This window comes from Neorhizobium huautlense (genome assembly GCF_030811685.1).
GTDB classification, from domain to species: Bacteria; Pseudomonadota; Alphaproteobacteria; order Rhizobiales; family Rhizobiaceae; genus Neorhizobium; species Neorhizobium huautlense_A.
This window is the reverse complement of record NZ_JAUSRF010000005.1, coordinates 185,757-200,125: the sequence shown is the minus strand read 5'-3', so window position 1 is coordinate 200,125 and position 14,369 is coordinate 185,757. Positions and strand designations below refer to the sequence as shown.

At 61.7% G+C, this 14,369-nt stretch carries 9 protein-coding genes and 1 pseudogene; 6 read left to right on the top strand and 4 right to left on the bottom strand.

All coding sequences use genetic code 11. The annotated features are described in order from the left end of the window. The first annotated feature begins 1 nt into the window (after position 1). Both J2T09_RS09405 and J2T09_RS09400 read left to right on the top strand, forming a co-directional pair. Complete coding sequence (locus J2T09_RS09405; RefSeq protein ID WP_306833588.1) at positions 2-1,465, top strand: efflux RND transporter periplasmic adaptor subunit; 1,464 nt, start codon at positions 2-4, stop codon at positions 1,463-1,465. Further along, positions 1,462-3,666: a biotin/lipoyl-binding protein gene (locus J2T09_RS09400; RefSeq protein ID WP_306833587.1), complete on the top strand. Its 2,205-nt coding sequence runs from the start codon at positions 1,462-1,464 to the stop codon at positions 3,664-3,666. The genes J2T09_RS09405 and J2T09_RS09400 overlap by 4 nt, the downstream gene beginning before the upstream one ends. On the opposite strand, the gene J2T09_RS09395 is transcribed toward J2T09_RS09400, so the two are convergent. The 3 genes from J2T09_RS09395 to J2T09_RS09385 form a co-directional block, all read right to left on the bottom strand. After that, positions 3,663-4,355 (bottom strand): response regulator transcription factor, encoded by a 693-nt coding sequence (locus J2T09_RS09395; RefSeq protein ID WP_306833584.1) that lies wholly within the window; start codon positions 4,353-4,355, stop codon positions 3,663-3,665. The two genes, J2T09_RS09400 and J2T09_RS09395, sit on opposite strands and share 4 nt — an antisense overlap. Further along, the gene (locus tag J2T09_RS09390; protein WP_306833582.1) at positions 4,352-7,048 is read right to left on the bottom strand and encodes a sensor histidine kinase; all 2,697 of its coding nucleotides are present in this window, start codon (positions 7,046-7,048) and stop codon (positions 4,352-4,354) included. The genes J2T09_RS09395 and J2T09_RS09390 overlap by 4 nt, the downstream gene beginning before the upstream one ends. A gap of 143 nt (positions 7,049-7,191) precedes the next feature. Then, positions 7,192-8,352: an amidohydrolase gene (locus J2T09_RS09385; RefSeq protein WP_306833580.1), complete on the bottom strand. Its 1,161-nt coding sequence runs from the start codon at positions 8,350-8,352 to the stop codon at positions 7,192-7,194. Between the two features lie 217 nt (positions 8,353-8,569). Here J2T09_RS09385 and J2T09_RS09380 point away from each other — a divergent pair, with 217 nt between their 5' ends. From J2T09_RS09380 to J2T09_RS09370, 3 genes are all read left to right on the top strand, one after another. Continuing rightward, positions 8,570-10,063 (top strand): S10 family peptidase, encoded by a 1,494-nt coding sequence (locus tag J2T09_RS09380; RefSeq protein ID WP_306833894.1) that lies wholly within the window; start codon positions 8,570-8,572, stop codon positions 10,061-10,063. A gap of 395 nt (positions 10,064-10,458) precedes the next feature. Further along, on the top strand, positions 10,459-11,427 hold the full coding sequence (locus tag J2T09_RS09375) for a phosphoglycerate dehydrogenase (protein ID WP_306833578.1): 969 nt from the start codon (positions 10,459-10,461) through the stop codon (positions 11,425-11,427). Continuing rightward, positions 11,424-12,473 carry an Ldh family oxidoreductase gene (locus J2T09_RS09370; RefSeq protein WP_306833576.1) on the top strand — a complete coding sequence of 350 codons (1,050 nt, stop codon included), beginning with the start codon at positions 11,424-11,426 and terminating at the stop codon, positions 12,471-12,473. The genes J2T09_RS09375 and J2T09_RS09370 overlap by 4 nt, the downstream gene beginning before the upstream one ends. Before the next feature lie 6 nt (positions 12,474-12,479). Here the strand turns inward: J2T09_RS09370 and J2T09_RS09365 are convergent. Beyond that, positions 12,480-13,381 (bottom strand): annotated as a pseudogene (locus tag J2T09_RS09365) (LysR family transcriptional regulator). A 108-nt stretch (positions 13,382-13,489) separates the two neighbouring features. Here J2T09_RS09365 and J2T09_RS09360 point away from each other — a divergent pair. After that, positions 13,490-14,368 carry an aldo/keto reductase family oxidoreductase gene (locus J2T09_RS09360; RefSeq protein ID WP_306833574.1) on the top strand — a complete coding sequence of 293 codons (879 nt, stop codon included), beginning with the start codon at positions 13,490-13,492 and terminating at the stop codon, positions 14,366-14,368. The last annotated feature ends 1 nt before the right edge of the window (position 14,369 follow it).

Here is a 14,369-nt window from a genome sequence, read left to right as displayed (position 1 = left end):
CATGGAATTCAAGATCACCCCCAATCCTGATCAACCCCCTCCCCAACAGCTTGGCGCCGCCCAGCCCCTGCCGCAGCGCGCCGGACCACCGCCGCGCCCGGCGGGCAATGCAAATGCGAAGGGACAGGCACAGCCGGCAGCAGATGCCAACGCGAAGGCGATGGACCTGCTTCTGAAGGTCGAGGCGGAAGCACGGCAGGCGGAAACGGTGGGTGAACTGGCATTCCTGATTGCCAACGAAACCATGCGCCTGACCCGCTGCCGCCAGGTCTTTGTGCTGCAGGGCCGTTCCGACGTCTACACGGTGCGGGCGGCAAGTTCGATCGGTGCGGTGGACCGCAATGCACCGCGTATCCGCTGGGTGGAAGCGGTCATCGCCGACCTGCAGAAGCACAAGGGCCTCAAATCCCCCAACGCCTTCACCCTGCCGGCGCATTGCCCGCCCGACGATACGGAACACAAGAGTTTTCCCTACCGCTTCATGAACTGGCAGCAATTTGCCTTGCGCGACGGAAAGGTGTTCGGCGGCATGCTTCTGGCGCGCGAAACGACGTGGAGCGAGATCGACACGCTGATTTCGAGGCGTCTGGCCGATACCTATGCGCATGCCTGGGCAGCGCTGACGGGCGAGCGAAAACTGCGACGCCGGCTGAAGATCAAGCCGCTTCTGGCCGCAGCCGCGATCGCCACGATTGCGCTGGCCTTCGTGCCGGTGCCGATGACCGTGCTGGCGCCGGCGGCCGTGTCTCCCATCGGGCCGGCGGTGATTGCCGCACCGCTGGACGGCGTGATCGACGCCATTCTCGTCAATCCCGACCAGAGGGTGGCGAAGGGCGAGCGGCTGGTGCAGATGTCCGACGTCGTGCTGCGCAACGAACTGGCTATTGCCGAGCAGGATGTGCGGGTGGCGCAAGCCAAGCTGATGCAGGTGACGCAAGGCGCGGTTTCCGACCCGCGCCTGCGCGCCGAACTGGCCGTGACCCGCTCAGAGCTGGCCGTCGCCTCCGCCAAACGCGATTATGCCCGCGACATGCTGGAACGCTCCGATATCCGCTCCCCGGCGGATGGCGTGGCGATCTATACCGACAAGCGCGACTGGATCGGCCGGCCCGTGACGACCGGTGAGCGCATCATGGAAGTGGCCGACCCTTCGCGCATGCAGTTGCGCATCGATGTGCCGGTGGCGGATGCAATCGCGGTGGCGCCGGGTGCAAGCGTGCGCGCCTTTCTCGATTCCGATCCATTGCGCCCGGCAAAGGCGACGGTCGTTTCCGCCTCCTTCGAGGCGCGTATGGTCGAGGGCGACAAGCTGGCCTATCGCATCTATGCCGAGCTTGAAGAGCCGCCACAGGGCATGCGGCTCGGCATTCGCGGCACGGCGCAGATCTATGGTGACCGCGTGTTCCTGGGCTATTACCTGTTCCGCAAGCCGATCGCGCTGATGCGGCAGAAGTTCGGGTTATGACGGGGGCGGCGCAAACCCTGTCGCTTCCCGCCGGCGTGCAAAAACTGGCCGGCGGACAGGGCATGGGCGGCCCTGCCGCGCCGAAAGAGATCCCGCTGCCGCCGATCCGCGAGGACCTGCAGATCAGCAAGGGCGGCGTCAGTTATTCCGGCGCGCCGACATGGGTCGTGCTCGATCCGCTGCGCAACAAGTTTTTCCGCATCACCTATGAAATGTTCCAGATTCTGTCGCTCTGGAATGCGGCGCGTACCGTGTCCAACCTGATCAAGGCGGTCGATACCCGTTTCGGCAACACGCTGACCGGCGAAGACATTGTTTCCATCATCCGCATGCTGGAACAGAACATGCTGCTGTCACAGCCCGCCACCAGCACGTGGCGCAGCCTGCATGAGCGCGCCAACAAGAAACATTCGCTGTTCATGCGGGCGATCCACAACTACCTGTTCTTCAAGGTCCCGCTGGTGCGCCCCGACCCTTTCATCCGCGCCACATGGCCATGGGTGTCGGTGCTGTTCAGCCGCGGTTTTGCCATCGTGGCGCTGATTGCAGCGGCAATCGGCATCTATCTCGTGTCGCGGCAATGGGAAGATTTCATCGGCACTTTCCCCTACGTCTTTTCACTGGAAGGGGCGGCCGTTTCTCTCGTCTCGATCGTCTTCATCAAATGCCTGCACGAGCTCGGCCATGCCTATGTGGCGCATCGCCATGGCTGCCGTGTGCCGACCATCGGCATTGCCTTCATGGTCATGGTGCCGCTGCTTTACACCGATGTCAGCGACGCCTGGAAACTGACATCCCGACGTTCCCGCATCCGTATCGATTCCGCCGGCATCATGGTGGAACTGGCAGTCGCTTCCTTTGCGTTGCTGCTGTGGGCGTTTCTGCCGGATGGCGTATTGCGCAGCGCCGTTTTCGTGCTGGCCGCCACCGGCTGGATCATGAGCCTGATCGTCAACCTCAACCCGTTCATGCGGTTCGACGGTTATTACATGTTCGCCGACCTTCTGGGCGTCGAAAATCTGCAACCCCGGGCGTTCCGCCACATGCGCTGGCGCCTGCGCGAATTCCTGTTCGGCATCAACTATGCTGCCCCGGAAGCCTTTCCACGGCGGCTCGATGCGATCCTGACGGTCTATGCGGTGGCGACCGCCATCTACCGGATCGTGCTCTATCTCGGCATTGCCCTGCTCGTGTACCATTTCGCGGTCAAGATCGTGGGTATCATGCTGTTTGCCGTCGAAATCGGCTTTTTTCTCATCCGCCCCGTGTGGATGGAAATGAAAGAATGGTGGTCCATGCGTAACGATATCCTCGCCAGCCGGAGAACCTATGTCAGTTTCGGCATCTTTGCCTGCCTGATCCTTCTCGCCTTCCTGCCGCTTTCGCGCCAGGTGAGCGCGCCTGCCATGGTGCTGCCGCGTGAATTCGTGCGGCTTTATCCGCAGGAGCCGGGCCGGGTGGAAACCATTGCCGTCACCAAGGGCCAGTCGGTGAAGGCCGGCGACATCCTGTTCGTGATCGACGCGCCGGCGGTGAAACAGGAAATGCGCATCGTCGCCGAAGAGATCAAGCTTGCCCAGCGCCGGCTGGCGCGAGTGGGCGCCAATGCGGAGGATCTGGCGGCCCGCAGCGTGCTCGAAAGCGAACTCGGCGGACTTTCCGCCCGCGCCAAGGGACTGGACGAACGGCAGGGACAACTGACCGTGCGCGCGCCTTTCGACGGCCGCATCAACGACCTCAACCCGGATATTCACGAAGGCCAATGGGTATCGCGTGCCGACCAGTTGGCCTTTCTCTCCTCCAGCGCCGGCACGGTGGTGCGTGGTTATGTGGGCGGCAATGAAGGACGACGGCTGGCGCAGGCCGCTGGCGGCTGGTTCGTGCCCGACGACGTGAGCGAACCACGCATGCCGATTTCGCTGACGGCACTGGCGCAATCCGGCGCCCGCGAAATCGATATTCCGCAGCTGACCTCGCATTTCGGCGGCGCGATTGCCGTGCATCCGCCAAGCGGCGGGCGGCGACAGACGCTCGCACCCGTGACCGCCGAATATGGCGTGACGGCCGCCGTGCTGGGCGAAAGCGAACTGCCCGGACGTTCGCTTCAGGGCGTGATGGTGCTGGATGCGGCAGGCGAAAGTTTTGCGGCCAGCGTGTGGCGGCGGGTCGTTACCGTCGTACTACGTGAGGCCGGACTTTAAAGCCCTTCCTGAAGGCGATAACCGACACCGGTTTCGGTCAGGATGTAACGTGGCTGATCCGGCGTCTCTTCGATCTTTTGGCGCAACTGACGCACATAAACGCGCAGATATTGCACATCGGTCGGCTCACCCCAGACATGTTCCAGCAGGAAACGATGGGTCAGTACCTTGCCCGCATGCTGCACCAACACGCGCAGAATGTCGTATTCCTTCGGTGACAGTTTTACTTCGTTGCCGCCAACCTTGACGATGCGCTTGACCAGATCGACCATCAACTCGCCAGTCTGGAAAACCGGCTTTTCGCCTTGGCTCTGCAGCCGGTGGCGCAGCGCGACACGAATGCGGGCGACAAGCTCGTTCATGCCGAAAGGTTTGGTGATGTAATCATCCGCACCCAGTTCCAGCGCCTTGACGATGCCGGCCTCATCGGTGCGGCTGGACAGGATGACGATCGGCAGATCCAGCCCCTCGCCTCGCCATCTTGCCAGCAGATCATGGCCCGACATATCCGGCAGGCCGAGATCGAGCAGGATCAGGTCCGGCTTGTCGGTTTTGGCGAGTTCGATCGCCACCTTGGCATTCATGGCTTCGCTGATCGCGTAATCCTGCGTGGACAGGCCAACGCGCAACAACTTGCGGATCGGCGGCTCGTCATCGACGATGAGGATGCGCACGGTCGACTGCATCACTTGATCTCCTGTGAAATCGGCTGCTGCACGGCAATCGGCAGGCTGACGGTAAAGATGGCGCCGGTGCGATCCGTGCGATTGGCGGCCTTGATGCGACCGCCCATGGCCTCGACAAAACCACGGCAGATGGACAAGCCGAGGCCGGTGCCGGCCCGCACAAAATCGCCTTTGCGCACGCGGTAAAAGCTATCGAAGATACGTTCCAGATCGTCGGCGGGAATGCCCGAACCTTCATCGATCACGGCAAGCCTTATACTATCGCCATCCGCCCAACCGCGAATTTCGATGGCAGTGTTTTCCGGCGCATATTTGGCGGCATTGTCGATCAGGTTGAACAGGACCTGTTCGAGCAGTACCGCATCGACCTTGACCATCGGTAGATCCTGCGGGATGGACACCCGCATCACATGCCCCGCCGTGATCTTGGTGGCGCGACTGAGTGCCGTCCCAACGATGTCTCCGGCAAAATGCAGGGCGTAATTCGGCTCCATCGTGCCGGAGCCGAGGCGCGTCATATCCAGCAGATTGGCAATGAAGCGGCTGAGACGTTCGGATTCATCGATGACCGTCGACAGCAGCTCCAGCCGCGCCGCGTCATCGAGATTTTCGTGAAAATCCTTGAGCGTGCCGGCCGAGCCCATGATCGAAGCGAGTGGTGTTTTCAGGTCATGCGAGATGGAACTCAGAAGCGCACCGCGCAAACGATCGGTTTCAGCGGCGAGACGCGCGCGATCGACATCCGAGACAAGCTGCACGCGCTCGATTGCCAGAGCCGCCTGATCCGCCAATGCATCGAACAGGCGTTGCTGTTCCGGTGTCAGAAGCGGCCCTTGCCGATCATTATCCAGCCCGATCACGCCAACCGCACCTCGGCCGGTGCTGAGCGGAAGATAAAGCCGTTTTGCCCCCGGCAAGGTATCGGCTGCGCGCCCGGCCGGGCGATTGTGTTCCCAAGCCCATTTAGCAGCGGCGATATCGGCATCCACCAGCGTATCATCCGGTGGATACCCGGCCTTGACGGCGATCTCTCCCGCTTCCGGCAGGAGGATGACGACGCGCACCTTCAGCATCGAAGCAATCTGGAAAGCGGTGGCCCACAACACATCATCCAGCGTGCCGGTGCCCGCCAGTTTTCGGGAAAACAGATAGAGGTCTTCCGTCGTCTTGGCCCTCTGTCGCGCCGCGCGAGCCTGCCGTTGCACGGCAGCCGCGAGATTGCTGGCGACCAGCGCCACGCCGAGAAAAAACACCAGCGCGACAACACTTTCGGGATCGCGGACGGTGAAATTGTAACGCGGCTCGAGAAAGAAGAAGTTGAAGCAAAGCGCCGCGAGAACCGAAGCATAGACACCCGCCGTCAAACCACCCTGAACGGCCGCCACCAGCACCGCCATCAGGAAGACCAGTGCCAGATTCTGCACCGCCAGTATCTTGTCCAGCAGCGTACCGACACCCACCGCCAGTGCCACAAATGCCGTGCTACCGAGATAGGGTAACCAGCGAAACGGTTTTGGCGGCGCGGCGGTGCGCACACCAGCTGCCGTCGCATGAGCCTGCTGCCCGGAAATGACATGCAGGCTGATATCACCGGCATAACGAACAAGGTCCTGCGTGACGGAACCCTGCCACAACTCCATCAGCCGCGATTTTCCCGAACGGCCGATGACGATATGGGTAAAGTTGTTGGCGCCGGCATAGGCGATGATTTCCGCAGCCACCCGCGAACCCGGCAGCGTAATGGTTTCGGCGCCCAGTTGTTCGGCAAGCCGCATCGTCGTCGCCAAACGGCTTTTTTCCGCCTCGCTGCGCATGGCATCGCGTGGCGTCTCCAGATGAAAAGCCGCCCAAGGCGCGCGCAACCGATCCGCCTGACGGCGCGCATACCGCACCAGTCCCGGGCCATCGCCGCCGTGATCGAGGCAGACCAGAACACGCTCGCCCGCCGCCCAGGGGCCGGAAATGGCATGCGCCCGCATGTGGTTGAGCAACTGGTCGTCCACCCGTTCAGCGGTGCGGCGCAGCGCCAGTTCACGCAGGGCCGTCAGATTGCCGGGGGAAAAATAGTTCTCCGTGGCCCGTTTGGCCGTCTTCGGCATATAAACCTTGCCGTCATGCAGCCGCTTGATCAGGTCGTCGGGCGTGATGTCGATGATCTCGATATCGTCGGCACGGTCGATCACCGAATCCGGCACGGTTTCGCGCACGCGGATGCGGGTGATCTGCGCCACGACATCGTTGAGGCTTTCGATATGCTGGACATTCAGCGTGGTATAAACATCGATGCCGTGCGACAAAAGTTCCAGCACGTCGAGATACCGTTTCGGATGCCGGCTTTCCGGCGCGTTGGTATGGGCCAGTTCATCGACCAGAACCAAGGAGGGACGGCGGGCCAGCACGGCATCGAGGTCCATCTCATCCAGCGTCTGGCCGCGATAATCGATGACCCGTCGCGGGATGATTTCAAAACCTTCGAGCAGCGCCATGGTGTCCTGCCGGCCATGGGTCTCAACGACACCGATCACCACATCGACGCCATCCGCCTGTCGGCCGCGGCCGGACATCAGCATTTCATAGGTCTTGCCGACGCCCGGAGCGGCACCCAGAAAGATTTTCAGGCGACCACGACCTTGCCTCTCCGCGCGTTCCAGCAGCGCTTCCGGGGACGGGCGTCGGTCGCCGTCATCGAGGGCCATCAAAAGTCTCCGGGGACGCGTCTGTGTTCATGGACGCGTGAAAAATGCTGTTTCGACAAGCATATATGGCCTGGGGCCGATAGGAAATCGAGTGGGGTGGAGAGGCAAACATATAGGAATTTTATATATGCCGCTGCTCCACATCACCCCAGCAGGTCGCGAATGGTGCGCAAGAAAACGCGCGAACCGGTATCGATCAACTCGTCGGGAAAATCGTAATCCGGATTGTGCAGACGGGGATGATTTTCGCCGGCGCCGAGAAAAAACATTGCCGATTTCGAGACGTGTCCGAATAACCCGAAATCCTCCGACCCCTTCATCGGCACAAAGCCGTCGCCATCGTCATAGGTCACACCTTCGGCATCCATCGCGGCCTTCAGATGGGCCACTGCCGTCTCGTCGTTTTCGCAGTGGTGAAAAACGTCGTGATAGGTGATGCCGAGGTGGAGACCGGCCGGCAGCGCAACACTTTCAGCGAACTCTTCCGCTTGCGCCACAAGCGCCGCCATGCGCGAGTCATGCAGCGTGCGCAAAGTCACCCAGATCTCCGCATGACCCGGCGCGATGCCGAAGGCGGGTTCGCCGATACGGGCGTGGGTGAGCGTGACCAGCGAAAAATCGGCATCGACATGGGTGCTGCGGTTGGCACCGAGGCCGGGCAGTTCAGCGATCAGCCTTGCCGCCGCCGGCGCCGGCGAGGTGCCGTCTTCCGGCATGGAGGCATGCGCCGTCTTGCCGGTGAGTTCGATGCGCATGCCGCGCGAAGCGCAATTGACGTGACCGGCCATCAGCGCCACGTGGCCGAGCGGACGGCCCGGCATGTTGTGCAGCGAGAAGGAAAAATCCGGCTTGAGCGCAGCGAATTTGGGGTCAGCGATGACAGCGGCGGCACCGGCGCCGTTTTCCTCGGCTGGCTGGAACATCAGCACGACCCGGCCCTTTTGCGGACGCTGGCGTCCAAGGGCGCGAGCGACGGCGACAAGCGTCGTCATATGGCCGTCATGGCCGCAGAGATGGCCCTTTCCGACGATCTCCGACGTGTAGGGCAAATCGGTCAGTTCCTCGATCGGCAGCGCATCGAGTTCGCAGCGGACGAGCACGGTCGGACCGGTTTCCTGACCGGCATAAACGGCAGCGACACCGTGGCCACCGATGCCGGTGACGATCTCGTCCGGCTTTGTTGCCGATAGCGCTTCGACGATCAGTTTTGCGGTTTCGATTTCCTCGCCGGAAAGTTCGGGCTGGCGGTGCAGGCGGTGGCGAAAGTCGCGCAGGTCTTCGAATTCCGCTTGTGTCAGATACATGGTCCGCCTCTCAAATTTGCCCGTCTTTTATCGATGACTATACCCGCGCCCTCAGGCTTTCAATGCGCTTTTGACCATGCTTCATGACGCGGCAATCAAGCCAAGTTGAGTTTCCCTGAGCGCCTGGCGACCTACATTGGTGATGCCCGACAGGAAAAGCTGGAGAATACCTGTGTCCGATCGCCTTGCCCTTCGTTTGTCCGCCTGCGCCACCGCCATGCTGCTGGTGTTTTCGACACCCGCATGGTCTCAGGAACCACCGCCGGGCCATGGAGAAGCGGAAAGCGCTCAGGAAAACGAGCGCGCATCGCCCGGCATTTTCAGCCTGATCCCGGCTGATAGCAGCACGGACCATGTGCTGAAGACCGGCGATACCGACCTGCCCTATACGGCAACGGCCGGCACGCTGGATCTGATCGGCCAGGATGGCAACCGCACGGCAAAAATCTTCTATACCGCCTATGTGGCCAAGGACCGTAAACCGGGCCGCCCGCTGACCTTTGCGTTTAATGGCGGGCCGGGCGCGGCTTCGGCCTATCTGCATATGGGGCTGGTCGGCCCAAAAGTGCTGGAATTCGGTGAGACGGGCGACAATGGCACAACCCCGGTACTGAAGGACAATCCCGACAGCTGGCTCGCCTTTAGCGATCTCGTGCTGATCGACCCCGTCGGCACCGGCTGGAGCCGGGCGGCAAGCGACGAGGCGGCCGGCAATTTCTACAAGGTGCGGCAGGATGCCGAAAGCCTTGCCAAGGCAATCGCGCTTTATACCCAACGCAACGACCGTCTGGATGCGCCAAAATATCTGCTGGGCGAAAGTTATGGCGGTTTTCGCGCGGCGAAAGTGGCCGCGGCGCTGAAGGATAGCCAGAGCATGCTGGTCTCCGGCATCGTCATGCTGTCACCGTTTCTGGAAGGCCGTTTTCTCGGCAATTCCGATGATCCGCTGAGCGCCGCGTTGCAACTGCCTTCGCTGGCGGCTGCAGAGATGGAACGACGCGGCACGTTCACGCCGGGCGGCATGAAGGAGGCGGAAAGTTTTGCCATGGGCACCTACCTCACCTCTCTTGCCGGGCCGCGCCCCGGCGGAAACGCGGCGGACGGGCTTTACAGCCGGCTGGCCGGCATGACCGGCATGCCAAAGGATGCGATTGCAAGAACTCGCGGTTTTCTCGGCGATATCTATGCCAAGCAGATGGCCGGCGCGGGTAAGGTGGTGAGTCCCTATGATGCGTCCTACGCTGTACCGGATGCCTATCCCGAAGCGCCCTATAGCCAGAACGACGATCCGATCCTCGACGGTTATACGCGCGCCTATGGCTCGGCCTTTGCGGCATACGCCCGCAACGATCTCGGCTTCAAGACGGAGATGACCTATTCGCTTTTGAACACCGATGTGAACCGTCGCTGGGAATGGAACGGCAATCGCGGCGGCGATGCGAGGGCGCTGGCCAGCGCTTCCACCGACCTGCGCGATCTCCTGTCGGTCATCCCGTCCTTCCGGCTGATGATCGCGCATGGTTATAGCGATGCGCTGACGCCTTATGGTGTCAGTCGCTACGTGATCGACCACATGCCGCCGGAACTGGCCAATGGCCGCGCGTCTCTCAAGGTCTATCGTGGCGGGCACATGTTCTACACCCGAATCCCGTCGCGGCAGGCGATGGCGGCGGATGCGCGCGCCTTCTATGAACCGAAGGCGACGGAGTGAATTTCGAACAGTTGTAATTTTTCTAAGACGAAATTGTTCATTCAAGACAACTGAAAACAACCTTCAAAAACCACATAATCCGCCATATTCACGGCTATTCATGGCAATATCCTGGAGCGATCACAGCGATCGAAACTTTTTCTCACTAAATAATTGACAACTTAGCCTCCCCGCGCAATGTCTTAAGGGCAGTCATTTGCGGGGAGGAGTCTCGCGATGGCGACGCGGGAGAAGATTGGAGTGAATGCCTCCGGCACAGGCCATGCTCATTATCATGACATTTCCCGCGGCGTGAATTCGGGCCCATCCAGGCGGCCCGGAGAACAGACGATCGGGAGAGACATGACTATCAGCAATCCGTTTTCGACCACGCCTCGCCATCGGCGGGCCGGCGCATGAGCATTGTCGTCGCCACCACCTCGCCGGGCTTCGGTCGCCATGGTCGCCTGCCGCAAATGCTGGAAGAAACCGGCTGGGAAATCATCCGCTGCACAGACACGAGCCTGCCGGATGGCGGACTTTCGAACCACATCGAACGCGCCGATTTTCTCGTTGCCGGCCTGATTTCGGTGACATCAGATAGCATCGCCAACGCGCCAAAACTGCGGGCCGTGCTGAAACACGGCGTCGGCACCGACAGCGTCGATATTGCCGCCTGCACCGCGCGTGGCCTGCCGGTCACCAACACACCGGCCGCCAATGCCAATGCAGTGGCTGAACTGGCGGTTGGCCTGATGTTTTCGCTCGCCCGCAACATTCCGCAGGGCCACATGAGCGTCGTGTCCGGCGGCTGGGATCGGCGCCCCGGCGTGGAAATCTCCGGCAAGACTCTCGGCATTGTCGGGCTTGGCAATATCGGCAAGCTTTTGGCGAAAAAGGCGATCGGCCTCGGCATGAGCGTGGTCGCCTCGGACCTCTACCCCGACCGCGCCTTCATGGTCGAACACGGGATCGAGCTTCTCGATCTCGACGCATTGCTGGCACGCTCTGACTATGTTTCGCTGCATGTCTTCGGCGGCGCCGGCAACTCGGCCCTCATCAATGCGGAAAAACTGGCACTGATGAAACCTTCCGCTTGCCTGCTCAATCTCGCGCGCGGCGAAGTGGTCGACAATGATGCCCTCGCCGCCGCCATCGATGCCGGCAGGCTGAAGGGCGCCGGCATCGATGCCTTCGTCACCGAGCCGCCAGATGTCTCGCATCCGCTGTTCAAGCTGCCTAGCGTGGTTTTCACCCCGCATAGCGGCGCCGACAGTCTCGAAGCGTTTGAAAATGTCGGCCTGATGGTGATCAGCGACATCCAGGATTTCATTGCCGGCAACCGTCCTGCCCGCGTGCTCAACAAGGAGGTTTATGAGCGATGACCGAACCACGTTACGCCGCCGGCGATCTTTTGGCGCTTGCCCGCGCGCTGTTTTCCAAAGCCGGACTTGAGGCCGACAAGGCGGAAGCCGTTGCCACCTATCTGGTCGAAGCCGACCTGATGGGGCATTCCACCCACGGCCTCGCGCTTGCCGGCTGGTATCTGCAGGGCATTGCCGATGGCGTGGTGACAAAGACCGGCACCTATGACGTGGTCAGCGACAAGGGGCCGGCCGTATGCTGGCAGGGCAACCGCCTGCCCGGCGCATGGCTGACCTCGGAAGCCGTAAAACTGGCCACCGAGCGGGCGACAAAATTCGGCACCGCCACCGTCGTCATCGCCAACAGTCACCATATCGGTGCGCTGGCCGCCTATCTGGAACTGGCGACTTCGAAGGGCATGATGGTGTCGGTCGCATCCTCCTCGCCTTCCGGCGGGCAGGTCGCGCCTTTCGGCGGCTTGAAGGGGCTTTATACTCCGAACCCGGTCGCTTACGGCATCCCGACGCCGGAAGGACCGATGCTGATCGACATTTCCGCCTCGATCACCACCGTCAACATGGCGCAGCGGATGATCCGCGAAGGCCGGCAATACGAACACGACTGGCTGATGGATGCGGAAGGCAATCCCTCGCGGGATCCGAAAGTGCTGGATGCAGGCGGCTCACTGCTGCCGACCGGCGGCTTGGACCATGGCCAGAAGGGTTATGGCATGGCGCTGCAGGTGGAGGCGATCACGCAGGGGCTCGCCGGTTATGGCCGCGCCGATGCGCCGAAAGGCACCAATGCCGCCGTGACCGTGCAGGTATGGGATCCGGAAGCCTTTGGCGGTCGCGATGCATTTCTGCGCCAGACCGGCTGGCTGGCCGATGCCTGCCATGCCAACCCGCCGCGCCCCGGCATCAACCGCGTGCGCCTGCCCGGCGAAGCCGCACTCGGTCGCAAGAGGACGGCGCTTGCCGATGGCGTCGCACTCTACCCGACGATCATCGCCTCGATCGAACCCCATGCGGAACGGCTTGGTGTGGCGATGCCAAAGGCGATCTGACGGTTTTCAGGGCGCAGGCCGAACCGCCTGCGCCTTGACGAAATCGATGAAGGCCCGCAGCGGCGCCGGCACCAGGCGTCGGCCCGAATAATAAAGAAAGGGGCCGGGAAACCGCTGGCTCCACGGCTCCAGCACTTCCTCCAGCGCACCGCTGTCGAGATGCGGCTTTAGCCAGCCGTCGAATATGTAAATGATACCACTGCCGGCAATCGCCGCCTCGATTGCCAGTTCGATCGCTGCACCGGGCTGGACAATCAACGGACCAGTGGGATCAACGCGGACAATCTCCTCGCCCTGTTCGAACTCCCACGGGCCCATCATCGCCCCGCTGGCAAAACGCCCGCGCATGCAGGCGTGATCGAGCAGATCGCGCGGATGCTGCGGCCGGCCGTGATGATCCAGATAGGCGGGGGATGCGGCAGCAACAAAACGCTGCACGCGCGGACCGATCGGCACGGCGATCATGTCCTGCTCCAGCCGCTCGTCGTAACGGATACCGGCATCACAGCCGGCCGCGATGATATCGACAAAACTGTCATCGCTGACAATTTCAAGCGTGATATCGGGATAGGCAGCCAGAAAACCCGGAACGATGGAAGGCAGAACCAGTCTTGTGGCGCTAACCGGAACATTGATGCGCAGCACCCCGGCCGGCGTGTCGCGATAACCGTTGACGACATCGAGCGCGGCTTCCACTTCCGATAGCGCCGGGCCGAGGCGCTCCAACAGCCCCCTGCCCGCTTCGGTCGGCACCACGCTGCGGGTGGTTCGGTTCAGGAGCCGCACGCCCAGTTGCGCTTCCAGCCGCCGTACCGCCTCGCTCAAACCCGATGCGCTATAGGCACTGCTGCGAGCAGCGTCGCGAAAACCGCCACGAATGCGTTGAGGTCTCCGAGATCGGTTTTCATGCGCGCTCACTGTTCGAAATTCCGCACAACTCGTGCCGATTATACCCAGTTATCGCGCGAACCGACAGGGTCTATCTTCGTTGTCATCACAAGCGAAGGAGACTGATCATGGCCAATATCGACAAGGCAGGCACGTTCAAACTTGGTAACCGCACGGTCAAGCGCCTCGGTTATGGTGCGATGCAGCTTGCCGGCAAAGGCGTTTTTGGCCCGCCAAAAGATCATGACGCCGCGATTGCCGTGCTGAGGGCAGTGATCGAAAGTGGTGTGAACCATATCGACACCAGCGATTTTTATGGTCCGCATGTGACCAACAAGCTGATCAGGGAAGCGTTGCATCCCTATAGCGACGATCTTGTCATCGTCACCAAGATCGGCGCACGCCGTGGCGAAGACGCATCCTGGCTGCCGGCCTTTTCGGCTGCAGAACTGGAACAGGCGGTGCATGACAACCTCAAGAACCTTGGCCTCGATGTCATCGATGTCGTCAACCTGCGTCTGATGTTCGGCGTGCATGGTCCGGCGGAAGGCTCGCTGGAGGCACCGCTGACGGCGCTGGCCGAATTGCAGCGCAAGGGACTGGTGCGCCATATCGGGCTGAGCAACATCACGCCGACGCAGTTGGCCGAAGGCCGCCGTATCGCCGACATCGTCTGCGTGCAGAACATGTACAATCTGGCGCATCGCGATGACGACACGCTGATCGACGACCTCGCCCGTGACGGCATTGCCTATGTGCCGTTCTTCCCGCTCGGAGGCTTCAGCCCGCTACAATCTTCGACACTCTCGGACGTGGCAGCACGGCTTGCATTTACGCCGATGCAGGTGGCGCTGGCATGGCTGTTGAAGCGTTCGCCGAACATTCTGCTGATCCCCGGCACATCGTCGGTGGCGCATCTACGGGAAAATCTCGCGGTGACCGATGTGGAACTGTCGGACGCGGTGATGGCCGAACTGGATGGCGTGGCGGCGATCAAGACGGCTTGAG

Coding starts and splice junctions, on each gene's coding strand:
- J2T09_RS09405 (WP_306833588.1), top strand. CDS start 2: ATGGAATTCAAGATCACCCCCAATCCTGATCAACCCCCTCCCCAACAG.
- J2T09_RS09400 (WP_306833587.1), top strand. CDS start 1,462: ATGACGGGGGCGGCGCAAACCCTGTCGCTTCCCGCCGGCGTGCAAAAA.
- J2T09_RS09390 (WP_306833582.1), bottom strand. CDS start 7,048: ATGGCCCTCGATGACGGCGACCGACGCCCGTCCCCGGAAGCGCTGCTG.
- J2T09_RS09385 (WP_306833580.1), bottom strand. CDS start 8,352: ATGTATCTGACACAAGCGGAATTCGAAGACCTGCGCGACTTTCGCCAC.
- J2T09_RS09380 (WP_306833894.1), top strand. CDS start 8,570: ATGCTGCTGGTGTTTTCGACACCCGCATGGTCTCAGGAACCACCGCCG.
- J2T09_RS09375 (WP_306833578.1), top strand. CDS start 10,459: ATGAGCATTGTCGTCGCCACCACCTCGCCGGGCTTCGGTCGCCATGGT.
- J2T09_RS09370 (WP_306833576.1), top strand. CDS start 11,424: ATGACCGAACCACGTTACGCCGCCGGCGATCTTTTGGCGCTTGCCCGC.
- J2T09_RS09360 (WP_306833574.1), top strand. CDS start 13,490: ATGGCCAATATCGACAAGGCAGGCACGTTCAAACTTGGTAACCGCACG.